We start from the raw sequence: 26,348 nt of genomic DNA on the forward strand, positions 1-26,348 counted from the left end.
TTGATTGTCGACATTGATAGCAGGCTAACTCTTGATGACAATCCGCGTTTTCGACGATCGCCGCTGCGCCCTTGGCGAGTCTCCGGTCTGGCATCCGGTTCTGAATACGCTGTTCTGGGTTGATATTCTGCAGAACACCCTGCTTTGGCGCGGCGGGCTTGGCGCAGGCGAACACCGTTTCGAGCGGCCCGTCGCGGCCCTGGCCTGCACCGCCGAGGGGTTGTTGGCCGCGGACTCTCAATCGCTGTTTCTGTTCGATCCTCGGACTCGCGCCCGCTCGCATGTGGCCGCGTTGGAACCCGACATTCCGGACAATCGGGCTAATGACGGCCGGAGCGACCCCTGGGGCGGCTTCTGGATCGGCACCATGGGTGTTGAAGCCCAGGGCCCTTGCGGCGCCATCTATCGCTGGCGGGACGGGGAGTTGCGACAACTGGTTCCCGGGATCACCATCCCCAACGCCCTCTGTTTCGACGCGGCGCGCCATAGAGCCTATTTCACCGATACGCTGACCCACCAGATCATGCGCCTGGATTGCGACGCCGACGGCTGGCCGACAGGCCCCACCACGGTGCATTGCGACCTGTCGGCGGAAGGCCTGCTCGTTGACGGCGCGGTGACCGATCGAGCGGGCATGATCCGAGCGGCCTGCTGGGATGCCGGCGCGGTCATCCGGGTGAGCCCGGACGGCGACCTCGTCGACCGCCTGCACCTGCCGACCCTGCGCCCCACCTGCGTTGCGTTCGGCGGACACGATCTGACGGACCTCTACGTGACTTCGGCCGCCTTCGGATTGGACGAAGATCTAGGCGCGGGCGCCACGTATTTATACGCCGACAAGGTCGGTGGCCCTCACACGCCGCTGCTCAAGGTTTAAGCCCGTCGGGTGATCGAGTTACAGGCTGAGCTGGTTGGGCGCATCGAACATGACCTGCCCCCTTCCTGATCCCGCGTTTTGATTGAGAGTCCGTCACCCAAGGAGACGGACGTGAAGAAGAGCAGGTTTAACGAGACGCAGATCATCGGCGTGCTGCGCGAGCATGAGGCCGGAAGCCCGACAGGGGAGGTTTGTCGCCGGCACGGGATCAGCGAGCAGACCTTTTATCGGTGGAAGGCCAAGTACGGCGGGATGCAGGTGTCGGAGGCACAGAAGCTGAGGACGCTGGAGGACGAGAACCGGCGGCTGAAGAAGCTGCTGGCGGAGTCGATGTTGGATGTCGCGGCCCTGAAAGACCTTTTGGGAAAAAACTGATCGGGCCCGCGGCTCGCCGGGAGGCCGCGCTTCGTCTGATGGCGCAGCGCGGCTACTCCCAAAGGCGGGCCTGCGGGCTGGTCGAGGTCGATCCGAAAACGGTGCGCCGCCAGCCCGATCCGGGGGATGCGGACGTACGCGAGCGGCTGCGGGGCCTGGCGGCGGAACGACGCCGCTTCGGCTATCGGCGGCTGGGCATCCTGCTTGAGCGCGAGGGCGTCAGCATGAACAAGAAGAGGCTCTTCCGGCTCTACCGCGAAGAGGGTCTGGCGGTGCGCCGTCGGCGGGGCCGTAAACGGGCCACCGGCACACGCGCGCCTATGGCGCTGCCGGATGGACCCAACCAGCGCTGGAGTCTGGATTTTGTTGCCGATGCCCTGTCTTGGGGTCGGCGCTTCCGGATCTTGTGCGTCGTCGACGACTTTACACGCGAGGCCCTGGCCTTGGTGGTCGACACCTCGATCGGCGGTCATCGCCTGGCCCGCGAGTTGGATGTGCTGATCGGAAAGCAAGGCAGGCCCAAAACCATCGTCAGCGACAACGGCACGGAGATGACCAGCCGGGCGATGCTGGAATGGACCAATCGCACCGGCGTCGACTGGCATTACATCGCGCCCGGCAAGCCGCAACAGAACGGCTTCGTCGAGAGCTTCAACGGCAAGCTGCGCGACGAGTGCCTGAACGAGGAGGTCTTCGCCACCTTGGCCGAGGCTCGCGTCGTCATCGAGCGCTGGCGACACGACTACAACCACATCCGGCCGCACTCGGCCCACGGCGGCCTCACGCCTGAGACGGTGCGCCTGAACCACGCGGCCGGACGGCTGCGCAACCTGAGCGGCTCCGCCGCCCGTCCGCTACCGCCAGCGACGGAGATGAGCTACCAAACCCAAGGACTCTCAATCAAAACGCGGGATCAGGAAGGGGGCAGGTCACCCCCCTGGGGCAAGGTCCGCCAAACCGGTCATCGGCCTGCCGAAGGCCATGGCCACAAGGTGGCGGCTGGCGGCAAGCGATCGTCTAGAGTGCATACAGCCCCGGCGTTGCCCAGCCGATGAAGCCGAAGACTAGCGGATGACCCGCGCGCCCTTGCCCTTCATCACGGCCTCGACCTCGGCCTGGCGCACCATCGAGGTGTCGCCCGGGGTGGTCATGGCCAGGGCGCCGTGAGCCGCGCCGTACTCGACGGCGGCCTGCGGACCCTTGCCTTCCATGAAGCCGAAGGCCAGGCCCGAGGCGAAGCCGTCGCCGCCGCCGACGCGGTCGTAGATCTCGAGGTTCTCACGCATCATCGAGGCGTAGAACTCGCCGCCGGCGTACAGGATCGCCGACCAGTCGTTGACCGAGGCGGTCTTGGCGTTGCGCAGGGTGGTCGCGGCGACCTTGAAGTTCGGGAACTGCTTCACGGCAGTCTCGATCATCTTCTTGAAGTTGGCCGGATCGATCGAGCTGATGTGCTCGTCCAGGCCTTCGACTTCAAAGCCCAGGCAGGCGGTGAAGTCTTCTTCGTTGCCGATCATCACGTCCACGTACTGGGCGATGTGACGGTTGACCTTCTGAGCGCCTTCCTTGCCGCCCTGCGACTTCCACAGCGAGGCGCGGTAGTTCAGGTCGTAGGAGATGACGGTGCCGTACTTGCGGGCGACCTCAACGGCTTCGATCACGGCTTCGGCCGTGTTCGAGGCCAGGGCCGCGAAGATGCCGCCGGTGTGGAACCAGCGCACGCCTTCTTCGCCGAACAGCTTTTCCCAGTTCACTTCACCGGGGCGGATCTGCGAGGCGGCCGAGTGACCACGGTCCGAGCAGCCCAGAGCCGGACGAACGCCGAAGCCCTTTTCCGTGAAGTTCAGGCCGACGCGGGTGTTGCGGCCCAGGCCGTCGAAGTCGCGCCAGATGACGTGCGAGGTGTCGACGCCACCCTGCATCATCAGGTCCTCGACCAGCCAGCCCAGGTCGTTGACCGGCAGGGCGGTCACGGCCGTCGAGCGCTTGCCCCAGCACTTCTTGAAAGCGCGGGCGACGTTGTATTCGCCGCCGCCTTCCCAGACGTTGAACTGGCGAGCGTTGCGGACCCGGCCAAAGCCCGGGTCGAAGCGCAGCATCACTTCACCGAAGGAAGCGCAGTCCCACTTCGTTTCCGAAGCCGGGCGGATGTTGAGGATCTGATCGGTCATTGGTCTTTAGGCCTTCCCACGAACCTTTTTGATGAGGTCGACAGTTTCGCGGACCTTCTTGGTGATGCCCGCGTAATCCTTGGCGTCCAGCAGCTCTTGCGTGATCAGCTTGGAGCCCATGCCGGCAGCGACGATGCCCGCGCCGAACCACTTCTTGACCGAGGCTTCGTCCGGATCGACGCCGCCCGTCGGCATGATGCGGGTCCAGGGCATCGGGCCCAGCACCGCCTTGACGAAATCGGGGCCGCCGACCGACGAGCCCGGGAGCACCTTGACGATCTCGCAGCCCAACTCTTCGGCGTACGAGATTTCCGAGGCCGAACCGCAGCCCGGCGAATACGGGATCTTGCGGCGTGAGCGGTCATTGGTGCCAGCGCCCAATGCCGACCGAACAAGGTCGGGAATCCGCGCCAGGTCGAACGGCCGTTCCCGACCCTTCTCGGGCGTGAGCGGGGGCAGCTTCCGAAGCGGCGCTGCGCCAGATTCGGTTGCAAGGCTGTGCGGTGACGACGACTGAACCGCTGCGTTATGTGGAACCTCCGCGGCTCGGTCGTCACACTTCATGGAGTCGATGATTGGCGACCGCTGCTGCCGTGCCCTAGCTACGAGCGGCGTTTTGGCTGGCCATATGCATCTAGAGCGCGGGTCAATCGCCATCCGTCGCGCCAATACGCTTTGTGTAAAGTGAGCGGTTGATTTCGCGGGCGGCGTCTACAAGCGGCTGATAGGGAATGTCGGCGTTGGTTACGAAACCGACGTTATAGTTTTCACCGTCGTAGGTGCGACCGGTCAGCGGGGAATCTGTATATTGGAACCAATGAGCGCCGACCCAAAAATCATTGGCGATTACGGCGTCCATATATTGTTTGTATTGTCGAGCCCGGTCCTTCTGGTCCGCCGAGAACACCAGACCAGGGTGGAAAGTCCCCGCATCGACCGCACCCATGTGGAATTCACCAATAATACTGGGCTTATCGACCTCAGCCAAAATCTGCCAACTCGCCTTGTGGGGCACCTCGCGGTACTCGTTGTAGCTCATGACATCGACATATTTCGCGGCGGCTTTGCGAACTTCGGGCGTCATGCCCCAAGTGGCGAAACGCGCGCCCATATAGAGGTGATTGGGCAGAACCTCTTTAAGCGAGGCTTTGACGACCTTGAAATACTCACTGACATAGACGTCCATAAGAACGGCGTAGTCGGCTTGTTTCCTCATATTGTGGTCCGTCAATGTAACGCCGCTCTGTAGGGCGCCCCACGACTTGATGTCGGTCCCCCAAGCCACATTCAGCTTTTCAATGGCGCCAAATTTGGAGCGCAGGATTTTGGACCAGACGGCCTTTGTCGGGCTGTCCTTGTCGCTCCGCTTCATCGTGTTGATGACGATGCCGAACTGCTGCTCTATCGATTCCGGGCGACCCCAGCTTTTTTCGTTGTCGATAAAGACCCCGACGCACCACGGACTGCCCATGACCTCGGTCGCGATTTGTCTGGCCGTGACGCGCGCGCGGTCCGCGAAGACGGGATCGAAGGGATCGGGCAGTCGGCCCCAATAGTCGTCGCCGCTGCTCACGGTCTTGAACGGGCCGATGATCCAGCCATTGGCGAAATAGGGGATCTTGGGCTCGGCGTAGAACGACGGGTCGAGCCAGTTGCCATAGCTCGTGAAACCCCAGTCGACCATGCGCGCCTTAGTGACGGCTCGCCAATCATCGAGATAGCTGGCATTGCCCTTGTCGCCATACTTGCGCTCAAGGTTCGCACTGTAAAAGCTGAAAGCCTCGCCCGATTTCTGCGGGCCAGAATGGAGTTCGTGAACGTAGCTATAGTGATCGCCCAAGGGGTCATCGTAGCGCGGCAACCAAGTGAACATCTTGCTGCGAAGTTCACTCGTCACGAAACGGCCCGCCAGGTTCACATCCGAGGCGCGCTTGGGCGCCAGGGAATCCGACGGCGTCGTATCGTTGTTTTCACGCGCCGGACTGGTCCCCGGCCGAAAATCGTAACCGGTGAGGGTCGTGGTATTGGCCAGTCGAATATTGGCGATCCCGGTTGCGAAGAACAGATAGCCGTCCGGATCTACGAGCCACCATTTGCGGCCCACTTTCTCTGTCCGGAAGTAACCGGTCGCCTTCAAGCGGGGACCATCCTTCCATCCCTGCCACTTCGAACGCCCTGGCAAGAAGCTGTTCCTGAGGGTGTCAAGCTCGGTGACAGCCCTTTGCTGGAGGTCTACCTCGCTCGTGACCTTTTCAGCGAAGTCGCGATTCACCGCTTGGCCAAAGGGGTCGATGATCCCCGACAAATAGGCCTCATTCCTGGGAGGATCGGAAATCACGCGAATATTGTCGATGAGCAGTCGCCGGTCGCGAGGCATGCTGGTGGTGACGACAGTCAACTCTGCGATAGTCTTGCGGTCGAGCTTCCGCTCGCCCCACATCCAGGTCATTTTCGTCGCCGGGATCCGCCAATCTTGGGGCGTGTCGCGAAGACCGGTGTCGATTGAGACATCGGGGCCCGCGACTTCGTAATAGTAGGAACCGCCGCCGCGCGCGGGGATAAGGGCTGAGCGCGTCGCGACCCGCCCATGGACGTCAGACAAATTCACGCTCACCTGAATCGATTCATCGCCGGGATTGAACATATCCAGGATGAGTCCGGCGACCTGCCCCTGAGAAAGGTCGATCGGGCTTGAAGGTTTGTAGCGCGCGCTCGCATAGACGTGGTCCGCGCCCTCAAGGTCAATTTGAAGGGCCGTGCCTCCCTTCCAGGGCGTAAGCGAAAGGCGCGCGTTTACGCCGGACATCGATCCGGGCACATCCGGCTCATCAAAGGTCTGGAGAAACCGGGCCGTCCCGCTCGCCGCGGCCTGGGCGAAGGCGGACATCGGCTGGGTAAGCAAGGGGGCCGCCAAAACGCCCCCGATCACGCCTCTACGGGTGTTGGTCATTGCCGCGATCACTCCCCAACCTCGAAAATTTTCTTGGGCTAGCCCGTTTATTGCCAACTGTCGACAATTTACTATGGTGACAACGAAGCGGCTCGGCGGTGACCAGGGCGGCTCGTAGGGAGGATGGTTATGGGGCTATTGCGGACGCTAGTGACATTGGTTTTGGCGGGATGCGCTGGCGTCGCTGCCGCGCAAGAGACCGTCATAAGCGATATGGAAAAGCCGAACTGGGACTTTTACGGCGGCGTGAAGCTGAAGAAGGTTCCCGCCGAAGGCGTTCCTGGCGGGACGATGATCGAGGCGGACGTCCTGAAGAAGGGTAGCAATTTCTGGGACGCCGCGGCCGTCAGCCAACCGATCAAGGCGATCGGGAAGGGAAAGATCGTCACGCTCGGCTTTTTCGCGCGAGCGGCCTCGGATGACGGCCCCGTCTGGCTCAATGCAAACGTCGGTCGCATCGAGGCGCCGTACGACACGGCGATCATCGCGCGGGTGAAGCTTGATCAGGAGGCGCGATTTTACTGCGTCGAGGGCGTCTCCAAGATCGATCTGGCCAACAAGGCGGGGAAAGTGACTCTGCACTTGGCCGGCGAGAAACAGAAGATCGACCTGGGGCCGTTCCTGGTGACGGTGCGTGACGAGCAAGACGGACCAGGTCAATTGCCCTGCGCCGTGCGCCTTGGTTCGTGGTGATCCGATGCAGTTCGCGCTCTGCGCCCAAGGCCTGACCGCTTTGAGACGATATGGGACGGGGGGACTGTGATGGGGCCTCGCGCTAAGAGGATCATCATACTCGGCGGCGGAACGGCCGGATGGGTTTGCGGATCGATCCTGGCCCGAAATGCTCGGTCGCTCGGGCTCGATGTCGTCGTTGTCGACACCGCCGAGATACCCACGATCGGCGTCGGTGAGGCCAGCATACCCACGATCTACGATCTGTTGCGTCATGTCGGCATTGACGATCGCGAGCTTGTCTCCAGAGCCGGCGCGACCTTCAAGTATGGGATCGAGTTCGAAGGCTGGTCCGTGCCGGGCGATCGCTACATGCATGGCTTCGGCTCGATGGGCGCGCCGCTTGGTGAACTCGAGTTCTTCAACGCCTGGGCGGCGGCGGCCAACTACTTCACGAGCCGGGATTTGGGGCCGTTCGTTCCAGCGGTGGCCGCGGCGCGCAAGGGTCGCTTCGGCCGGGTGAGATCACGACCGGCCGACGCGCTGGACCATCAATACTTCCCTCTGTGCGAGCTGAGCTACGCGCTCCATTTCGACGCATCGCTGCTGGCCCGCCTGCTCCGCGAAAAGGCGATGGCCGATGGCGCTCGACATCTCTCGTTGCAAGTGGCGGGCGTCGAAACCGATGAGACCGGAATTGTGGCCCTGACGACGAGCGACAGCGGTCGACTTGACGCTGATCTGTTTGTCGATTGTTCGGGTCTCTACGGATTTCTCAGCCGCAAAGCCCTAGGCGGCCGCTTCGATGACTGGCGCGCCTATTTACCTTGCGACCGGGCCATCGCCGTTCAAAGCCGTCGGCACACCGAGCCGCGGCCCTACACCCGCTCTGTCGCGCATCGCGCCGGTTGGCGGTGGGAAATCCAGCTCCAGGACAGAACCGGCAACGGCAATGTCTACTGTTCGGACTTCATGAATGACGATCAGGCCGAAACGCTTTTGCGCGATCAGGTCGAAGGCGAACTCATCGGCCAGCCACGCAAGATCGAATTTGCGACGGGCCGGCTGTCCGCCCCATGGCACGCCAATTGTATTGCGATAGGCCTGTCGGCGGGATTCCTGGAACCCCTGGAATCGACCAGTATTCACCTGATCTACAAGTACGCCTTACGCCTGGAAGAGGCCCTGAGGGGCGGCGAGCTCAGCCCCGTTGTTCGCGAACGCTTCAATGCGGCCTGGCGGGCCGAAACGGAGGAAATCCGCGATTTCCTCATGGCGCATTACGTGGTCAATCAGCGAAGCGAAGACGGCTTCTGGTCGTCCATGCGCGCGGCGCGCCGGCCGACCACGCTCGAAGACAAGCTAGAGTCTTTTGCGCGGACCGGCTGGATCGCGCTGCCAGACGAGGCCCTCTTCGGGCACGACAGCTGGTTTCAGGTGCTGATCGGTCAGAAGTTTCAGGTTGACTACAAAGGTTTGGCGACCTCGCCGCAGCGAGCGTCAAGCTTGCTCCAGTTTCTCGAGAACGTCGGGCGGGCCGTTGATATCGAGACCAGCAGCCTGCCGCACAGTCACGGCCAATACCTTCAGCAGCTGCGCCTTCAGACGGATCCGTCACCGGTGGCCGGATGACGCAAAGCCAAGGCCCAGCAACGACGCCATGGCCTCGGCTTGGGTCATGCCGCCCGCCATGCCCGCCATCGGCGGCTGACCCGCGGCCAGGTTCTCAAGGGCTCTGGCCTGCTCGACATGATTGAGGCTGCAGCACTCAAAGAAGCCGCGAATACTGTCCAGGGGCACGGCCTGCAACTCTTCTGCGCGAGGCGGCCGCAAGCTTTCGTGCGGCGGATAGACGCCCATGCCCGAGAGGATGTAGAGCCAGGAATTGAGCTTGTAGTGCCGATCCAGCCCGACGGCGTTCAAGGTTTCGGCGAGATCGCCGCCGGCGAACCAAGTTTCCAGAACCGCCCGCAGGCGCGGCGAAACCGCGGCTCCGTTCGCGGCGCAGTCGCGCCAGTAGGGGGTATCCCGCCGATCTGAGGTGATGAAGTGGGTGTGGATGTAGTCCTTCACCCCGTCAAACGCCGCGGCGATCTCTTGATTGAACAGATGAGCCTGAGCGTTGGCGCCGCCCCCCTCGCCAAACGCTTTCACGAACCGGACCAAGGTGAGTTGAACCAAGGCAAGGGCCGTGGCTTCCAACGGCTCTAGAAAGCCCTGTGAAAGGCCCACCGCCAGCGTATTGCGGTTCCAGAACGTCTCCAGTCGCCCGGACTTGAACGGCACCGTGCGCGCTTCCCCGTCCTCTGGGCCTAGACCAAGGTGCGCGCGAAGTTCTCGCTCGGCGTCCTCGGGCGAACAGTATTTCGAACTGAAGACATAACCGTTGCCGACCCGATCCTGTTGGGGGATGCGCCAGGCCCACCCATGCCGCAAGGCCGTCGAGGTCGTCTGGCTGGAAAGGATCGGTTCACGGGGCGTTGCGATGGTGACGGCCGTGTCGTTGAAGAGGGCGTCGCCGTAGGAGCGCCACCCTGCGCCCAATGCCTTCTTGGCGATGACCGAAGCAAAGCCGCTGCAATCGACAAAGAAGTCGGCCGCCAAGACCTGGCCGTCGTTTGTCGTGACGTGGGTGACGTCGCCGTCGGCGTCCTGGTCGACACTGGAAATCCGCGCATCGTGGCAAACCACTCCGCGCGCCAGCGCCACCTCCCTGAGGTAGGCGGCAAGCAGACCCGCGCTGAAGTGATAGCCGTACTGTACGGAAAACGGGAAGGAGCGCGGTGTGGCGGGACAAAGCCTGCGGTCGGCCAAATAATAGGAGTAGCAAAAGAGATCAGGGTGGGCATGAACATCCACCCCAGCGCGACGAAGCTTTGAGTTGTGCTCCAGCGCCTTGATGTGATCGCGATCGAAGTGAGTCAGAAAGGGGTGGAAGTAACCCTCAAAGCCGGGCGCTCCTGACCATCCGGTGAAACGGATGCCCGACTTGTAGGTCGCGTTGCAGCGCGGCATCCAGTCGGCCTCGGAAATTCCCAGGGCGCCGAAGAAGGCCTTGAGGGCCGGCGTTGAGCCCTCCCCCACACCGATTGTGCCGACTTCCGAGGACTCCACCAGCGTTATCTGGCTCCCCGGAAACGCCCGCTCGAATAGGAGGGCGGCCATCCACCCAGCCGTTCCACCGCCCAGAATGAGGAAATGTTCGGGCCTCACGTGGGAATGACCTCCGCGTTTAAGGACGCTAATCACGTCACGACGCTGCGGCGCCGCTAATAAGCAGCAACGCGCCGCAAATCACTGAGGATCTGCGGCGCGCGGCCATCAAGTAGATCAGGATCGCAACCGTCAGAAGCTCAGACGCACACCAGCGCGGAAGTTCGTTCCGGTGTTGTACTTCTGGATCGTCCTGCTCTTGGTCGCACCGTCGAAAATCGTGCCTTCGTCGAAGTTTACGAAGGCGCCGGTGGCGTCGGGGAGGCGGATAATCCGGCTCGTGAAGTAGCTCCGCACCGGAGAGTCGGTGATGTTCTGGGCATCGAACGTGAAGCTCATTCGCCGCGTGATCTGGAAGGAGGCCGAGAAGTCGAGAACGTCACGGCCCTCCTGCCAGAGCGCGCCACCCGCAAACGAGCGCTGCAGCAGCGAGTCGCTATTACCCGAATAGGCCAGGCGCAACTGGTTGCCGCCTTTCTGCCAATAACCCGTAGCGTTATAGGAGTGGCGAGGCGTACCGGCGATCGGGAAGCGCGAGTCCTCATACTCCCCCTTCTGATAGGTGTAGTTCGCCGCAACGCCCAGGTACTGCAGGATTCCCGGCAACGAGCGGAAATTGTGAATGAACTGAAGTTCCACGCCACGAACCGTGGCCTTGCCGGCGTTGACGCGACGGGTGACGTTGTACTCATCGCAGAGTAGGCGGCCGTCGTTACTGAACAGCCAGCTTTCCGCAGTGACGATCGTGCCTTCGCCCTGAATGCGCCGGGGCATACAGCTGTTGATGTCCGGCTGGGCCTGACCACCCGAATTCGTCAGTAGCAAGGGTACGCTCGTTCCTGTCGAGTCGACGAGATTGACGCCGTCGAAGCTGGCCTTGGCCGGGTCGGCCGCGATGTTTCGAAGATCGCCGATGTACCAACGGCTATCGGCGGTTTCGATCAGGTTATTGATATTCTTGTAGAAAACGTTGATCGACACAAGGGATTCGGGCTTGAAGTACCACTCGAACGCGACATCGAAGTTGTCAGCCACGAGCGGCTTGACCTTGGCCGAGTAGAGATTGACCGTCGAGCCTGGCCGGAAGGCCGTCGTGCCTTCGAAGATATTGCCCTCGGTGGCTCGGAAGCCTGCCCTCAGGTCGTCGATCGGCGGACGGGACATGGTCCGATAAGCGGAAGCCCGCGCGACCATCTCGTTGTTTACGATGAAGCTCAGATTGAGGTTCGGAAGCCAGACATTGTACTTGTATTCGTCCGTTGCAGCGATCGACGCGCGGCTGTGGTCAGCAAGACCTGAGAAGAATTGCGTGCCGAACTGTTCGGTTGAGATGTCGCTGTAGCGAACCAGATAGCGCTCGCGGAACGTATTGGGCAGGGCTCCGGGCTGCAGAAGGGGATCATAGCAAACACCGCCCGGCACGGCCGCCGACCGACCAAGTCCATCCACGCGGGCCTCACGGTTGCGCTGCTGGTAGGCCGTCAGATTGTAGTTGCGGGCGTCGTTGGCATTACCGTCGCCAAGTGCGTTCGTCCAAAACTGCGACGAAGGACCAAGGCCGACCGGAGAGGGTGTCTCAGACAGCACCGGACACGGATTGTTGGGATTGGCGTTTCGAATATTCGCCAAAGCGATCGGATCGATGACGCGACCGGCGCCTTGCGTATCAAAGGCGAAGATCGCCCCAGCAAACCCGGAGGTGTTCACCTTGGTTCGCACGTGGCGCACGCCGATGTCGCCGCGCAGTCGGTCGTCAAAATAGGAAAAGTTGAATTTGAGATAGCCTGAGAAGTTCGCGAAATCGGCGCCCCGTGTCTGGGTGCGGTCCAGTGTAAAATCACGACTACCCTGGGCGACGGCCGCCAAGGCCTTCACCGGGTCGAAGGTCTGCCAGCCGTCCGTAATATTGTCGCGCGGAAGGCCGATGCCCTCGCCAAAGCTATTGGTCGGCAACGGCCCTTGTGAAAACACCGAGGCTGAAATCAGGTTGAGCGCTTGAGGATCCAGGACGATCGTCTGGCCGGTGAAGGGGCTGATGACCTGAATGAATTCTTTACTGGCGCGCGGCGTCCCCGTCTGCTGGTCCACGAACTTGCTGCGCTTGGTGTACTTTCCACCAAACTCAATGCTTCTGATGCCCGCGAAATCGGTGTCCCAATCGAAGTCGGCGAAAGCCACTTTCTGCTCGTCCGCGACCTTGGTGAAGCCCGTCGAGATGTAGCTCAGCGTGTGAGACGGAAGGTCATCCGGATTGAAGCCGGTCCGACCAATATTGTCCCAAAGGTCATCCTGGCTGGCGACGGGGTCGATCACCTTGCCGAGGAACGGCGTGGTCGCCCCGCCGACCAGCGCACAGGCCCCAGAGGAACAATCGTAACCCGCCGGGACAAGCGCGTCGGCGGGAACCTGGTGCAGGTTCCAAGGGCCGACCGTTCGCACCCGGTTGGCGATCATGTAGATTTGATCCTTGGGGTCTTGCTTAGACTTGGCGTAAGAGGCCCCCGCAACAAAGCGAAGTTTGTCGGTGAGCCGCGACTCGAATTCGCCGCTGAACAGAAGGTTGGTCGAGTCGTAGTTGTTGATCGATTCTCGTGTGCCGCCGGTTTCGAAGCGATTCCGGTACTGCGTAAAGGTCCGCGTTTTGGTGTCGAGTGTGACCCACTTTTGAACCGGGTCGGTCCACATCAGGGAATCGTTCAGCGTCGGATTGGTGACGGGATCACCAAAGTTTTGGACAGTGCCACCATAGCTGATCGGTGAGGCGTCATAGGCGATCGTGCGATCACGGAAGGGCGCGCCCAACCCGAGATTGGGATGGTCGACATTGTCGATCACCCCTGGGAAGCGCTGGGTGCTGACGAAGACGGCGCTGTTCCGGCTGCGGAACTTCTGCTTGTTGTATGTGCCCGAAAGCGTCAGTCGGTTGCGCGGCGTAAACTCAAATTGCACCGAGCCATCCACGCCTGTGCGCGTGTAGTTGTTCTGCAAATACTCGTAGGCCGCCGTTTCTGGCGCCAGGCCGTAGGCGATCGGGCGATAGACGCAGGGCGTGGCGTTGGTCGCGAAGGTGGCGCACGCGCCGGTGTCGACCGACTGGGCTCCTGCGAAGGCGTTGGCGCGATTGTGAAGCAGCGCGTTCTGGGCGTCCTTCTGGAAGGCCCAGTTGTTCACGTAGGCTTTGCCGTTCTGATCGGTATAAGCATTGGTTTGGAAGACGTTGTAGTTTTCAAAGCTCTGCTGTTCGCGCTGAACCTTGTTGGCTTCGTCGTACACGGTGAAGAGTACGCCGAACCTGTCGTCGAATAATTTCTGCGAGAAAGTTCCAGTTAGACGGTGATCGAAGTCCTTGGAGAGGGCGTTATAGCGCCCCTGGGCCGAGAACGTACGGATGTTCTCCTTTACGTCGAGCGGCTTGCGCGTGATCAGGTTGACCACCGCAGCCAGGGACCCTTCTTCGTCGTCGGCGGAGGGGGTCTTGACGACCTCGACCTTGGACAGAATGGCTGCCGAGTAGGCCGACAGGTCCACGCCCTGCGAAAATCCGGTCGACCCTAGGGTTACGCCGTTCATGGTGACGACGGTCTGGTCGGCATTCGCGCCGCGCACCGATACGAAACTGCCCTGACCGTCGTTGGTGCTGGTGCTAACGCCCGATATGCGATTCAGCGCATCGGCGATATTTTGGTCCGTCGTCTTGCCGATATCTTCGGCGTTCACGGTGTCGACGATCTTACCCGATTTGCGCTTGTCGTTGATTGACTTGACGATGCTGCCACGAATGCCGGTCACGACGATTTCGTCGACGACGGTATCGCCAGCGTTGTCTTTCGTCTGGCTTGGCTGAGCCGTTTGCGCCGACGCCGCCCCCGAAAGCAGACAGGCGCCGATCGCGACGAGCGCGGTCGAGCAAAACAGCCGCTTAGTGTTCCTTGCCACTTCCCGTTTCTCCCCTCTTTGATCCGGTATGCCGGACTTGATGGCACAGCGCGCTACTGGGCCAAAAAGCCTCGCTCGGCACGGCCCGCATCGACGCGTAGTCAATTGTTGACAATCGGTAGTCACATGCGAGTTCACTGTCAACACTTGGCAACTTGCTATGCGTGCGAGCTTCGTTTTGCGGCTGGGTGCGTTCAGGCAAAGGGTAAAACGTCTCTTCGGTGTCGCCGGACTGAACCGCGCCGGGTTTGCCGCAGGCCCCAACTCCCGAGAGATAGAGGCCATTATGAGCGTCAAGACGACGAACAAGTTTTCGCCTGAGGTGCGCGAGCGCGCGGTGCGGACGGTGCTGGACCACGAGGGCGATCGCCTACCTCGCCACCTGGGCGAGCTTCGTCTACCTGGCCTTCGACATCGACGCCTACGCCCGGCGCATCGTCGGCTGGCGCGTCAGCCGCACCGCCCGAGCCAGCTTCTCGACGCCCTGGAGGAGGCCCTGCATGAGCGGCGCCCGCGGCATCACGTCGGCCTGGCGCATTCCTCCGACCACGGCTCGCAATACGTCAGCAATCAAGTACACAGAGCGGCTGGCCGAAGCCGCCTACTATGCCGCGCTCACGCCGTCCGCTATGGCGGCGTGACTAAAACCATCCGGCCTCCGGCAAACCCGGCGCGGTTCAGTTCATCTGTCGGGAGTGGCGCGGGATCGCTGGGTTAGCGCCAGTCTACCGTTCGAGCGTACGGCGGCGTCTTCCGGCCATGACCGGCCGATGGCATCGATGAGGCCGTCGCCATGATCGGTGGGCGACCGATCTTCATCTGGCGCGCCGCCGTCATCGGGTCGGGCAAGACGGTGCTATCGCGCCGGCTGCGGGCCGATCTCGAACGCGAAGGGCGTGTGATCGTCTCCCGCTCCCTGACGGTCGACAAGGTCAAGATTACCGTACCGCTCCTGATCTCGGCCTTGTTTTACGATCTGTCGTCCGACAAGGGCGTGGTGATCTCGCGCCAGAGCGAGCGGCGTGAACGTGATCTCCAGGAGCTGTTTCGCAAGGCCAAGAAGCCGGTGGCGCTGTTCATCGACGACGCCCACGGCCTGCATCCCAAAACCTTGACCGCGCTCAAGCGCCTGAACGACCCGGCTGACCGGCTCTACCGCGCCGCATAGGTCGTGATCATGGTTCGTACTTTTAAGCGCCTTTTAGCGCACAAACCTTGAGGTGAGCCCCAGGACAGAAGCGTGGTTATGACGACCGTCTGTTTCAGACAGCGCGTTAGGCCTTCTGCGTGGACGGAGACGCGCCAGGCACCGCCCGCGAAACCTTCGCGCTCACGTCAGCCAACGTCGCCGTTAGGCGGTTGAGTTGCGACAGCGATGGCCCCATCCCCGTGTCATATCTGGTGACCAGGTACTCGCGACGATCGGACAGGTCGCGCAGATGCTTCGACGTCCCTCTGCGTAGGGCTAGACCGCTGCTCGTCGCCAACTCGGCGCGTGCCCCCAGGTCATGCTGGAAGCTTCTGACTCGGCTTGGCGCGTGGCCGCATTGTAGCAGCCAAGCGTTCAAGTAGAGCTCAATCGCGTGGATCGCGACCAGGCGAAACGGAGCGCGGGAGAAATGATCTCCTCGCCTTCCAGTCGCTGCGAGCGCACTGGCAGCATCGCGGTAAGCGTGGGCCAGACGCACCAATTCCGTCGGCCGTGCTAGTCCGCCCGGATAAGCCGGAGCATCCGGCGCCACGCCCTTGAGCTCCGGTCCTGAGCGATATTCGCACGCGCCCATCGTCAAGCGGACTTGCTGGCCCCGGCTGAGCGCTTTTGCGGCAAGAAGTGTATGGTCGTGATCAACGCCGCAGCTCCACCGCAGATCCACGGCATAGACCGGAGAAGGTCGTTTCGCATGTTCGATATTTCTCCCTGAACCCGGGTACCCCTCCGGTGAGGACCGCCTTGGCTGATGGGCTGGGTGTCGGGATGCTGTGCTCGTAAGGAGACCTTATGAGCGCTCATAGCTGTGCAGCATGGCTCGGATGACGTTGATGTCGGGGCCGGAGCGTCGGCGTCGCTGGCGGGCTGATGAGCGTCGGGAGATCCTAATCGATGCGTTTTCTCCTGGCGCCGTGGTGGCCGATGTGGCGCGTCGGTACGACGTCTCCACCAGCCTGATCTACAAGTGGCGACGCGAGGTGCTGGCGGCTCGAGACGAGAACGGGTTTGTCCCGGCGGTTGTCGTTGATGGCGCCGGGGTCGCGCGGCCGGCGGTTGCCCGTGACCCGGCCATCGTCGTTGAGCTACCGCACGGCGCCCGTGTGACGATCAGCGCGGACGCGGCCGCCGCCCTGGTCACCGCGACGCTGCGGGCGCTGCGGTGATCCCGGTTCCGTCGGGCGTCCGGGTCTGGATCGCCACCGGCCACACAGACATGCGCAAGGGGATGCTGGGTCTGGCCCTGCTGGTCCAGGAACAGCTGAAGCGCGATCCTCACGCCGGCGATCTGTTCGTGTTCCGTGGGCGTGGCGGCGCCTTGATCAAGATCCTCTGGCATGACGGCCTTGGCATGTCGCTCTACGCCAAGCGCCTGGATCGCGGACGGTTCGTCTGGCCGGCGGCGGAGGGCGGCGCGGTGGCCCTGACGTCCGCCCAGCTGGGCTACATGCTGGAGGGTATCGACTGGCGTAACCCCCAGCACACCTGGCGTCCGACCAGCGCCGGATAGGCGCTGCATTTTCTGGGTCGGGCCTGCATTTAGGGGCGCCACAAACGGTCAGATCTGTGATTCCATCCTCATATGGACACCGCCTTGGAGGCCCTGCCGGACGACGTCGAAGCGCTCAAGGCGGCGCTCCTGATCCTGCGTCAGGAGTTGGATGTGGCCCGGGCCGACGCCGCAGCGGCCAAGGCCAAGGTCTCCGACGACCAGGCGCTGATCGCCCATCTGAAGCTGCAAATCGCCAAGCTCAAGCGCGAGCGGTTCGGGGTGTCCTCCGAGCGGACCAGCCGGCTGCTTGATCAGTTGGAGCTGCAGCTGGAGGAGCTGGAAGCCTCCGCCACCGAGGATGAGCTCGCCGCTGAGAAGGCCGCTGCCCGGGCCACGACGCCGGTCAGGGCGTTCACCCGCGCCAAGCCCTCTCGTCAGCCCTTTCCCGAGCACCTGCCCCGCGAGCGCGTGGTGATAGAGGCGCCCAAGACCTGCGCCTGCTGCGGCGGCGAACGCCTGCGCAAGCTGGGCGAGGACGTCACCGAGACCCTGGAGGTGATCCCGCGCCAGTGGAAGGTCATCCAGACCGTTCGCGAGAAGGTCTCATGCCGCGATTGCGAGGCCATCGCCCAGGCCCCCGCGCCGTTCCATGTCCTGCCGCGCGGCTGGGCGGGTCCTGGCCTGCTGGCCATGATCGTCTTCGAGAAGTTCGGCCAGCACCAACCGCTCAATCGCCAGGCCGAGCGCTACGCCCGCGAGGGCGTGCCGCTCAGCCTGTCGACCCTGGCCGACCAGGTGGGCGGGGTGACCACGGCCCTGGCGCCCTTGGTCGCGCGGATCACCGACCATGTGCTCCGCGCCGAGCGCCTGCACGGCGATGACACGACCGTCCCCGTCCTGGCCAAGGGCCAGACCGACGTCGGTCGATTATGGACCTATGTGCGTGATGACGCGCCCTTCGGAGGATCATCGCCGCCGGCGGCTATCTTCCACTACTCGCGTGACCGCAAGGGCGTGCATCCCCAGACCCATCTGGCCGCGTGGCGCGGGATCCTCCAGGCCGACGCCTATGGCGGCTACGCCGAACTCTACAAGCCAGACCGACTGCCAGGACCGATCCTTGAGTCAGGCTGCTGGGCGCACGGCCGCCGCAAGTTCTTCGAGCTGGCCGATATCGAGACCGCCGAGCGCAAGAAGGCCAGAGGCGAGAAGCCCAGGTGCGTCTACCCCAAGGCCCTGGAGGCGGTGCGCCTGATCGACGGCCTGTTCGCCGTCGAGCGGCGGATCAATGGCGCGAGCCCTGACGAGCGCCTGGCGGTCCGCCGCCAGCAAAGCGCCCCGATCCTCGCCGAACTGGAAGCCTGGATGGACGGAACCCGTCAGCAGCTCACCAGCAGCCACCACATCGTCAAGGCGATCAACTATCTCCAGCGCCGTTGGCCCGCGTTCACCCGCTTCCTGGATGACGGCCGGGTCTGCCTCAGCAACAACGCCGCCGAGCGGGCCTTGCGCGGCGTCGCCCTGGGACGCAAGTCCTGGCTGTTCGCCGGCTCCGACCGCGGCGGCCAACGGGCGGCGGCCATGTACAGCCTCATCGTCACCGCCAAGCTCAACAACGTCGATCCCCAGGCCTGGCTCGCCGACGTCCTGGCTCGCATCAACGACCTGCCCGCCAGCCGCCTTGATGAGCTGCTGCCGTGGAACTGGAGGACGAATGACCCTGTCGGCGGATAACCTCGGCGAGGATCTCGAACGTCTCGACGCCTTCCTGATGTCCGACCAGCTTCCAGACGAGGCCTTGATGCTCAGTGAGGTCGACGGGTTCCTCACCGGGATCGCGCTGGGCCCCGAAGCGATCATGCCCAGCGAATGGCTGCCGGTCGTCTGGGGTGGGGAGGAGCCGGTCTTCGACGGCCTCGACCAGGCGCGGTTGATCATGCAGGCCCTGATGAACCGCTACAATGAGATCGTGCGCCGGCTGCAGGTGGGCGAGCTCGACCCGGTGTTCCTGGTCGGCCCTGGCGGCGAGGTGATCGCCGCCGACTGGGCGCAGGGCTTCCTTCTGGCGATCCAGCTGCGCGAGCCGGCTTGGGCCGCGCTGACCAACTCCGAAGAGGATGGTCACCTGATGCTACCCATCCTGGCCCTATGTTGCGACCAGAACGGCGAAGCGCTGATCGAGCTGCCGGGGGAAATCGAGGACGAACTGCTCAAGAACGCCGGCGAGATCATCCCCGAGTGCGTCCTGCAAATCGCCGCCTTCTGGAAGGCCCGGCGCCGCACCCCCCAGTCCCGCTCAGGACGCCCCAAGGCCGGGCGCAACGACCTCTGCCCTTGCGGTTCCGGCCGCAAGTTCAAAAAGTGCTGCGCTAACTGACAGCCAGACTCCCTGAGGCGGGACAAGACGAGCTACCAAGCCTGCCTTTGTCCCTGCGGCCCTCACCGGATGGGTACGAACCCGGTCGATCGGATCGAGAGTGGACACATCGACAGTCGCGGGGAGAGTGGTGAACGAGCCGGTTTCCAGCGAAGCGAACGCATGTCCACCCCAGTAGGCTACGCAGCCGAAGACCACGAACATCGCCGCCATGAACAGGAGCGGCGCGTTGTCCCGCGCCCAGAGAATGAAGACAGCCGCCCCGACGACACAAGCGAGTGCGCCAGCCAGGCCCAAGATGCAGACAACAATGGCGAACATTGGAGATCCTTCCGTGATGCAGGGCCGATCTGGGGTTTGAGAGCTTGGTGCCTGTCTAACCGAGCTGGGTGATCTACTGTGGTTCCGCCTTGCTGCGCGCCGACGCGACGATCTGTTCGAGGTCCTCATGGAACTTCGCTCTGAAGTCTTGATGTTGTCGCCAGCGCAGCAAGAGGGCGTGGTAGGTCGGGGCGAGAAGTGCTTCGCGAAGGCTTCCGGCAGGCAGGCGCATTCTCGCCAGGATCCAGAACAACACCGCCAGCCATCCCTGAAAGATCCGAGCGCTTTCAGCGAGGGTGGGGGGCCATTCTGGCTGAAGCGGAGCGCCCCAGGGGCTGCGCTTCGGGCAGCGCTGTTCTTCGTCAGTCATTGGTGCTGAAATCCCCGGTCGCCCCGCCACCGCCGAACGAACCGCCATCGCCCGTAAACGCCGGCTCGGGGGCTGGGACAGGATCTGATTGCGAAAGTGCCTCGATGGCCGCGACGGCAAGCAGCGTGTTTGTCATGGGCTGCAGCTGATCGTTCGTGTCCTCGACGCGCGTGGCGGACGAGATAGGCGTGCGCGACCGGTCATCGCGCTGTGCGCCTGGTGCGCTGGCTTGTTGCCCTCGTCGCCGCTTGGCGAGTTCAAGCGCCAAGGTGTTTCTGAGCGACGACTGCATGGCGTAGAGGGTGTCGAGGCGGGCCGAGGCTCTGAGCGTGGTCAACACGCCGGCCGCCAAGATGATGAAGAACGCGGTGAACGCGACACCTCCGATCCCGCCGTGCGCGTTGGCCTGTGCCCGGATCATGGCGTGATCCAGCTCCGGACCGGGTACGCCTGCAAACAGCCAGGAGATCCCGCCGGCTCCCATCAAGCCTATGGCCCCAAGGCCAATCCCTATCTCTTGCCGTGCGAGCTGTCCCGCGATCGTCGTGTCGAGCGCGCTGAGGTCGTCCGCGACTGTCATGATGGAGGCTCCCGTTGCTCCCGCCTTAAGTGCAAGGTACCTTGCACTTTCACCCGAGGGAACCGTCTATGGCGAGCATCCGGAATTGGACGGGCGAACGGGTCCAGGCACGGCAAGCGGTGCTTCCACGCGAAGACGTCGACGTCCGCGCGCTCACGGCGAGCGGAGCGACGTTTTCGAACGCGGGCGCGCGCCGTTCGTATTCGGATATATGCCTCCCAGGCACAGGCCTGGCCATCGACCACGTCGAGCGTGTGGGACTGGTCTCAGCCGACTGGAGAACCGGGCGGATATGCGTCGAGGCCGGGGTGCGGCTAACCGACCTTTGCAGACTGACCTCGGAGCATGGGTGGATGCCGTTCGTCCTTCCGGGGACCGGTGAGGCGACCGTGGGCGGCTGTGTCGCTAACGACGTGCATGGCAAGAACCATCCGAGCGCCGGCGCTTTTGGGGATCACGTCGAAGCGATCCGGCTATCGCGATCGACGAGCGACCGGGACTTTGTGGTCAGGCGTGGTGATCCATTATTCGGCGCCACAATCGGCGGGCTTGGGCTGACGGGCGCCATCTTGGATGTGAGTTTGCGCCTCGTGGCCGTCCAGTCGGCCTATCTTCACGTCCAGACGGTCCCGATGGGGAGCGCGAGCGAGTATGTGGCGCTCGAAGCGCAGGCTCCCCAAGGCCCGTTTCGCGCCGCGTGGGTAGATCTGACCGACCCTCGGCTTGGCGGCTACTACATATCGGCGGCTTGGGCTGAAGACGGAGATTATTCCGCCCCACGGTCGCGTGCGGTGGCGGTGCCGTTCAGCCCGCCGTTCAGCCTAGTTTCGCGGCCGGCGACGGCGGCCTTCAGCTGGTTCTATCGAACGCAGTTCAAGCGAGCGCGGTCGCAGCGCCTTCACTACAGCCAAGCGCTTTGGCCCCTGGACGCAATTCGAAACTGGAATCGTCTCTATGGACCGCGCGGCTTTCTTCAGTACCAGGTCGTCACGCCAACGCTCGACGCTGTCCTGCGGATCTGCGCGATCGCAGGTCGAAGCGGACTTGCGACACCTCTGACCGTCCTAAAGACATTCGGGGACCGACCAGCGGCCGGGTGGCTGAGCTTCGCCCGACGCGGCTACACGCTGGCCGTCGATTTCCGGCCGTCCAAGGCGCTGCCCTCGGTGCTCGAGGCGATGGACGAGGTCGTGCGCGACGCGGGCGGCGCCTGGTACCCGGCCAAGTACCGCGCCCTGAAGCGCGAAGACTTTCTGCAGGCCTTTCCGAGGTGGCCCGAACTTCTCGCCGCCCGCGACCCGGCCGCCACCTCGGCTTTCTACGAAAGGATGCGCTGATGAAACGCGCGCTGATCCTCGGATCGAACTCGGCCATCGCAAAGGCGACGATTGCCCATCTGGCCAATGAGGGATGGGCTTTCACCTTGGTGGCGCGCGACAAGGTCGCCCTGAGCCAGCATGTCGCCGAGCTTGCGGCGATCGGGAGCGAAGCGCGCGGCGAGTCCATGGATCTGACCAACCGCTGGGCGGCCGAGAGGATCCAGGAGCTGGTGGTTCAAGAAAGCCCGGATCTTGTGCTGGTGGCCTTCGGCCTGTGGGCCGAAAACACCACGGCCGAGGACAACGCCGCAGCGTCGGGCGCCCTGATCGAGACGAACTTCGTCGCGCCCGCGCGCATCTGCCTGGGCGTCGCCCAGGCCCTCGAACAGCGCGGCCAAGGCACGCTCGTGGTGATCGGATCCGTAGCGGGCGATCGCGGGCGGCAGAGCAACTACGTCTATGGCGCGGCCAAGGCTGGCCTCGGCGTGCTCGTCGAAGGCCTGGCCCATCGCCTGGCCCGCCGCGGCGCCGGGGGCGCTCGCGCGATCCTCGTGAAGCCGGGTCTCGTCCGGACGCCTATGACCGCGGGCTTTGACCGCTCAGGCTGGCTTTGGTCGTCTCCCGACGACGTGGGCTGCCGGATAGCACGTCTGGTTCGCGCCAGGTCGACCGTCCACTACACGCCGGGGTTCTGGCGTTGGATCATGATGGCGGTGCGCGCCCTCCCCGACCCCATCTTTCACCGGACGGCGCTCTGATGGACACGACCAAGATCGCCATCGGCTTGGTGTTCGGCCTGATCGCTTTCGTCTGCCTGGTCAAGGCGGGCGTGATCAAGATCGAAGATCTGCGCGCGTTCATGGCGCCGCCGTATCAGGCCTGCACGATCCTCACGGACAACGAGATCCATTTCGCCGGTCTGCTTCGCCAGGCGGTTCCCGAGTACCAGGTGCTACCGCAGGTCAGCTTCGGCGCGTTCCTGCGGGTGAAGTCAGGCCTTGGTCCCTCCGGTTCGACCACGGCGTTCAACAAGATCTCCAGCAAGCGGGCGGATTTTGTTGTGTGCGATCACCGATACAGGGTCCTCTGCATCGTCGAACTGGACGACCGCACACATGACCCGGACAAGGACGCCAAACGCGACAGCTATACGGCGGCGGCGGGCCTCCAGACGCTGCGGTTTCAAAGTCGTTCCAAGCCATCGGTCGAAGCTCTTCGCCGCGCCATCACCGATGCGGTCGAACGCGCCAAGCTCAAGCGCGCCTAATAGTCGATGGCGCCCATAGTGCAGTTGCCCCAGAGGCTCTCCGTGCATCGGCGGGCATATCGCCGACTGTCCTCGATCGCAAAGCCGGACCGTAAGATCATACCGTATAGGCCATTGCCGACCACGGTCGTCGTTCGCAGCAGACGATCTACTTGGGCGAGGCGGAGGCTGACTGGATCGAGCGCCAGGTTGTGGGCGATGTTCCGGTCGCGGAAGCCGGCGACCGCCAGCCGATCCTTCGCGTTCATCGTTCTGATGCCGAGAGCAAGGCCGTCTCGCATGTCCCTATGAAAGCCTGTTCGAGTGGTGTGTCGGGCTTCACGCGGCGCGCGGACGACGAACGCTCGCGCGGCCCCTTCCTCTAGATCGTCAGCCAGCTTCGCTTCCTCAATGCGGCGCGAGAGGAAGCGCCGCCTATAGAGCGCTTTCAGGACTGGCCGATCGGCGACAATGGCGATGATCGTGGGGATGCTCAGCCTGTCGGCGCGCGGACCGTCCCACAGCGCCGCAAGCCGAATAATCTCGTAATGGAGCAGGCCACGTTGGAGGTTCTTGAGCGCGTGGGCGGCATGTGAGGCCGGAACCTGGCCTGCCAATCTATCGCTGCGGCTGATGACTCGGTTGTTCTCATGGGTCTTACAAACGTCGATTATGTAATCCCAAAGTCCCCTCACCTTCTGTTCGGCCAGGTCAATACGCTCATCGACGGGACGCCGCCGGAGTTGTTCGACGTAATTTTGCTCAGCGCGCGAGAACACGGCTTCCTTGCTCTTGTCATGGACCGGGGCGATCATAGACGCGACACGGCCGCCAGGCCCAGCTTGGTTGGCCGAACCTCTAGGTGATCAGGATGACCGAACCCGCCAACGACAATCGCCTCGGGCTGCACTTCTCGGCCCTCAAGATCGCCGCGCGCGAGGCCGTCGAAAAAGCGGAAGACTATGTGCGCTCGGTCAGAGAGCTGCACGATGTGGAGGATGGTCCGAGCGCGCGGGCGCTCGTGGAGTCGGCGGAATCAACGCTCGCTAACGCCCAGGCTGCGCTCGCCAGTCTCCTGGCCGCCGAACAGATCGTATTGAGTGAAGCGCCGCACGCGGTTCTTTAGGCGCGGCCTAGAGTGATGCGGCTAGGAATCCAGCCGCGATCAGACCGAGCACACGGCTCATGGGATCGCGAAACGCCCAGACGATCGGGTCATAATCGAGCTCGCCGCGCTGGGCGGTAAACCACAGCCGGAAGATCCACACCGACATGACCGCGCCGATCGCCCACAGGCCCCACGCGGCGTGCGTGCGGGCCGCGAAGCCGCCATTCAAGGCCACGTAGAGCAAGAACACCACGACCGCGCCCATGCCCGCGCCTAAGCCGGCGGAAAGGGTGAAGGGCCAGTCCGAGGGCCGATAGCCCCTGCCCGGCGTCTCTCCCTGGTCGAGCTGCTTTCGTAGCTCGGTGTGCCGCTTGGCTAGCGCTAAGGACAGGAAGAAGAGGCCGCTGAACGCGAGGAACCACGGGCTGAGAGGCGCGCCCGTCGCCGCCCCGCCGGCGGCCAGGCGCAGCATGTAGAGCGCGCCCAACACGAAGACGTCCAGGACCGGCTCGCGCTTGAATCCCGAGGTGTAGGCTGTGGTGCCGACGATATAGACGACGACCATTAAGCCAAGATTCAGCGACCAGGCGCCCGCGCCGCCCGCGCCCAGGACGATGAGACCTGCTGCGACGACGCCGCCGGCGATAGGATCCAGCGCTCCACTCGCGAACGGGCGATGGCGCTTCACAGGGTGGTCCGCATCCGAGTGTCGATCACGAATGTCGTTGACCAGATAGCCTGCGCTCGCCACGGCCGACAGCGCTCCAAACGCCACCAACGCCCCCAGCCAAGCGTGTGCCTGAAGGTATTGGCCCGCCAGGATGAGCGGCGCGAAGACCAGGAGATTCTTCACCCAATGGGTCGGGCGAACGGCCTTCAGCCAGGTCCAGGGCGCCAAGGTCGCACTGCCAAGGTCGCTCATGTGGCGCTGGCCCCGACGAGGATGGGGGCTCGACGCGGCAGGACCTCGGCCGAAACGAGGGCGAGCACAGTCATCGGGGCGAGCCATCCCAGCTGCAGGCCATAGACGAAAGCTAGTCCGGACGCGGGCAGCGGCGCGAACCAAGCGAGGGTCAACCAGCCGTAAGGCGGGTGATGGAAGGCCGCTGACCGGTTCGCGGCCGCGACGGCCGCGATCGCCAGGGTGGTGATCGTGGTGTCGTAGGCGAAGGTGTAGGGCGAGATGAGCGCGCAGGCGGCGAGCGCGGCCGCCGTGCGGAGCGAAGGTGAAGAACTCCTCCACCAGACCGCTGATGACAACGCGATCGCGCACACAGCGGTCACGCCCTGCGCCGCCCAACAGACCGGGAGCGGCGCGCCCAGCAGCTGCAGAGCCACGAAGATCGAAGGCATGAGGGACTTAAGCTGTCCGGCGCCTTCGAGCTGAGGCCTAGCCTCGCCGGCGGTCTCGAGGAAGGCCCGCCAAGGTTCGGGACCGAGGATCATGACGCTGAGCGCGCAGAGACCAAGCACCGTGGCGGCGGCCGCCGCGAAGGCGCGCCAGCGCCGTCCGGCCGCCAAGACGAACGGGCCCGCGATCGCCAGATGGGGTTTCAAGATCATCGCGCCGATCATCGCGCCGCCGCGGAGCGGCCGCGACGACGCCTCATAGAAGCCGAGTGCCAGAAGGGCGGCGCTTATTGAGCCGAGCTGATGATGCCAGACGTCCCAGAACAGCGCCGGCGAGGCGAGCGCCACCAGAAGCGTGAGCCGGTGGGGGAACAGCCTGTAGGCGGCGAAGCAAAAGAGCGCCACTCCGCCCAGCGTCCAGACCATCATCGCTAAGCCGTAGGGCATGTAGGCCAGAGGTGCGATCGCCAGGGAGGTCACGGGCGTGTAGTGCCAGACGTAGGTCGCCGTCGCGCCGGGATGCTGCTGAGCCAGCAGAGCGTTGAAGCTTGCCAGCGGATAGACGTCGGCCGACCGCCCCTGACGCACGAAGGTCGAGGCCGCGTAAAAGTTGCTGAAGTCCTGGCCGGCGGGGTCGCCCGTGGGCATGACGCCGTTGCGAGTCGACAACGCGCCGCCAATGAACAGCGCCACATAGAGCGCGATCAGTGTCGCGCTGGCGGCCAGGACGAAGCGCCGGCTAGGCGGGGCGTTGAAAGAGCGGTCAGACATGGGCGCCTCGCGG

21 protein-coding genes and 3 pseudogenes are annotated in these 26,348 nt (G+C 63.6%); 14 read left to right on the plus strand and 10 right to left on the minus strand.

What is annotated here, in order from left to right; all coding sequences use genetic code 11:
* Positions 1-34 precede the first annotated feature (34 nt).
* Positions 35-877, plus strand: coding sequence for an SMP-30/gluconolactonase/LRE family protein (locus tag CSW60_RS22185; RefSeq protein ID WP_099539264.1), 843 nt, complete (start codon positions 35-37; stop codon positions 875-877).
* 111 nt (positions 878-988) lie between these two features.
* Positions 989-2,040: pseudogene (locus CSW60_RS22190) on the plus strand (IS3 family transposase); the annotation flags it as partial.
* 276 nt (positions 2,041-2,316) lie between these two features.
* Here CSW60_RS22190 and CSW60_RS22195 read toward each other — a convergent pair.
* From CSW60_RS22195 to CSW60_RS22205, 3 genes and pseudogenes are all read right to left on the minus strand, one after another.
* Complete coding sequence (locus CSW60_RS22195) at positions 2,317-3,423, minus strand: sugar kinase (protein WP_099539265.1); 1,107 nt, start codon at positions 3,421-3,423, stop codon at positions 2,317-2,319.
* Positions 3,424-3,429: 6 nt separating this feature from the next.
* Positions 3,430-3,780: pseudogene (locus CSW60_RS22200) on the minus strand (bifunctional 4-hydroxy-2-oxoglutarate aldolase/2-dehydro-3-deoxy-phosphogluconate aldolase); the annotation flags it as partial.
* Between the two features lie 289 nt (positions 3,781-4,069).
* A complete protein-coding gene (locus CSW60_RS22205) occupies positions 4,070-6,373 on the minus strand; it encodes a beta-galactosidase (protein WP_201723116.1) in 2,304 nt (767 codons plus the stop codon).
* A gap of 129 nt (positions 6,374-6,502) precedes the next feature.
* Here CSW60_RS22205 and CSW60_RS22210 point away from each other — a divergent pair, with 129 nt between their 5' ends.
* Both CSW60_RS22210 and CSW60_RS22215 read left to right on the plus strand, forming a co-directional pair.
* Complete coding sequence (locus CSW60_RS22210; RefSeq protein WP_143324246.1) at positions 6,503-7,066, plus strand: hypothetical protein; 564 nt, start codon at positions 6,503-6,505, stop codon at positions 7,064-7,066.
* Positions 7,067-7,135: 69 nt separating this feature from the next.
* Entirely contained in the window at positions 7,136-8,677 is a 1,542-nt protein-coding gene (locus CSW60_RS22215; protein WP_201723117.1) for a tryptophan halogenase family protein, read from the plus strand.
* Here the strand turns inward: CSW60_RS22215 and CSW60_RS22220 are convergent.
* Together CSW60_RS22220 and CSW60_RS22225 are read right to left on the minus strand one after the other, a co-directional pair.
* A complete protein-coding gene (locus CSW60_RS22220) occupies positions 8,660-10,294 on the minus strand; it encodes a tryptophan halogenase family protein (RefSeq protein ID WP_369801048.1) in 1,635 nt (544 codons plus the stop codon). The genes CSW60_RS22215 and CSW60_RS22220 overlap by 18 nt on opposite strands.
* Before the next feature lie 96 nt (positions 10,295-10,390).
* Positions 10,391-14,194: a TonB-dependent receptor gene (locus tag CSW60_RS22225; RefSeq protein WP_161495677.1), complete on the minus strand. Its 3,804-nt coding sequence runs from the start codon at positions 14,192-14,194 to the stop codon at positions 10,391-10,393.
* A 371-nt stretch (positions 14,195-14,565) separates the two neighbouring features.
* On the opposite strand from CSW60_RS22225, the pseudogene CSW60_RS22230 reads away from it, so the two are divergent.
* From CSW60_RS22230 to CSW60_RS22260, 6 genes and pseudogenes are all read left to right on the plus strand, one after another.
* Positions 14,566-14,793: pseudogene (locus CSW60_RS22230) on the plus strand (DDE-type integrase/transposase/recombinase); the annotation flags it as partial.
* 194 nt (positions 14,794-14,987) lie between these two features.
* A complete protein-coding gene (locus CSW60_RS22235) occupies positions 14,988-15,362 on the plus strand; it encodes an AAA family ATPase (protein ID WP_143324247.1) in 375 nt (124 codons plus the stop codon).
* 854 nt (positions 15,363-16,216) lie between these two features.
* Positions 16,217-16,567: a transposase gene (locus CSW60_RS22245; RefSeq protein WP_099539270.1), complete on the plus strand. Its 351-nt coding sequence runs from the start codon at positions 16,217-16,219 to the stop codon at positions 16,565-16,567.
* Positions 16,564-16,911, plus strand: a complete 348-nt coding sequence (tnpB, locus tag CSW60_RS22250) for an IS66 family insertion sequence element accessory protein TnpB (protein WP_099539271.1) — start codon at positions 16,564-16,566, stop codon at positions 16,909-16,911. The genes CSW60_RS22245 and tnpB overlap by 4 nt, the downstream gene beginning before the upstream one ends.
* A 72-nt stretch (positions 16,912-16,983) precedes the next feature.
* Positions 16,984-18,627, plus strand: a complete 1,644-nt coding sequence (locus tag CSW60_RS22255) for an IS66 family transposase (RefSeq protein WP_099539272.1) — start codon at positions 16,984-16,986, stop codon at positions 18,625-18,627.
* Positions 18,608-19,270 carry a UPF0149 family protein gene (locus CSW60_RS22260; RefSeq protein WP_161495678.1) on the plus strand — a complete coding sequence of 221 codons (663 nt, stop codon included), beginning with the start codon at positions 18,608-18,610 and terminating at the stop codon, positions 19,268-19,270. The genes CSW60_RS22255 and CSW60_RS22260 overlap by 20 nt, the downstream gene beginning before the upstream one ends.
* Before the next feature lie 394 nt (positions 19,271-19,664).
* On the opposite strand, the gene CSW60_RS22265 is transcribed toward CSW60_RS22260, so the two are convergent.
* Positions 19,665-19,961, minus strand: a complete 297-nt coding sequence (locus CSW60_RS22265) for a hypothetical protein (protein ID WP_099539274.1) — start codon at positions 19,959-19,961, stop codon at positions 19,665-19,667.
* Positions 19,954-20,541, minus strand: a complete 588-nt coding sequence (locus tag CSW60_RS22270; RefSeq protein ID WP_099539275.1) for a hypothetical protein — start codon at positions 20,539-20,541, stop codon at positions 19,954-19,956. Before CSW60_RS22270 ends, CSW60_RS22265 begins: the two co-directional genes overlap by 8 nt.
* A gap of 68 nt (positions 20,542-20,609) precedes the next feature.
* Here CSW60_RS22270 and CSW60_RS22275 point away from each other — a divergent pair, with 68 nt between their 5' ends.
* From CSW60_RS22275 to CSW60_RS22285, 3 genes are read left to right on the plus strand one after another with little or no spacing between them, the layout of a single operon-like run.
* Complete coding sequence (locus CSW60_RS22275; protein WP_099539276.1) at positions 20,610-21,878, plus strand: FAD-binding oxidoreductase; 1,269 nt, start codon at positions 20,610-20,612, stop codon at positions 21,876-21,878.
* Positions 21,878-22,618: an SDR family NAD(P)-dependent oxidoreductase gene (locus tag CSW60_RS22280; protein WP_099539277.1), complete on the plus strand. Its 741-nt coding sequence runs from the start codon at positions 21,878-21,880 to the stop codon at positions 22,616-22,618. The genes CSW60_RS22275 and CSW60_RS22280 overlap by 1 nt, the downstream gene beginning before the upstream one ends.
* Positions 22,618-23,127 (plus strand): DUF2726 domain-containing protein, encoded by a 510-nt coding sequence (locus tag CSW60_RS22285; protein WP_099539278.1) that lies wholly within the window; start codon positions 22,618-22,620, stop codon positions 23,125-23,127. Before CSW60_RS22280 ends, CSW60_RS22285 begins: the two co-directional genes overlap by 1 nt.
* Here CSW60_RS22285 and CSW60_RS22290 read toward each other — a convergent pair.
* A complete protein-coding gene (locus CSW60_RS22290; protein WP_099539279.1) occupies positions 23,124-23,921 on the minus strand; it encodes a hypothetical protein in 798 nt (265 codons plus the stop codon). The two genes, CSW60_RS22285 and CSW60_RS22290, sit on opposite strands and share 4 nt — an antisense overlap.
* A gap of 56 nt (positions 23,922-23,977) precedes the next feature.
* Here CSW60_RS22290 and CSW60_RS22295 point away from each other — a divergent pair, with 56 nt between their 5' ends.
* Positions 23,978-24,232, plus strand: a complete 255-nt coding sequence (locus CSW60_RS22295) for a hypothetical protein (protein ID WP_143324248.1) — start codon at positions 23,978-23,980, stop codon at positions 24,230-24,232.
* 7 nt (positions 24,233-24,239) lie between these two features.
* On the opposite strand, the gene CSW60_RS22300 is transcribed toward CSW60_RS22295, so the two are convergent.
* Positions 24,240-25,136: a UbiA family prenyltransferase gene (locus CSW60_RS22300; RefSeq protein WP_161495679.1), complete on the minus strand. Its 897-nt coding sequence runs from the start codon at positions 25,134-25,136 to the stop codon at positions 24,240-24,242.
* Entirely contained in the window at positions 25,133-26,335 is a 1,203-nt protein-coding gene (locus CSW60_RS22305) for a glycosyltransferase family 87 protein (protein ID WP_099539282.1), read from the minus strand. The genes CSW60_RS22300 and CSW60_RS22305 overlap by 4 nt, the downstream gene beginning before the upstream one ends.
* Between the last annotated feature and the right edge of the window lie 13 nt (positions 26,336-26,348).

Source organism: Caulobacter sp. X, assembly GCF_002742635.1.
Classification (GTDB): Bacteria; Pseudomonadota; Alphaproteobacteria; order Caulobacterales; family Caulobacteraceae; genus Caulobacter.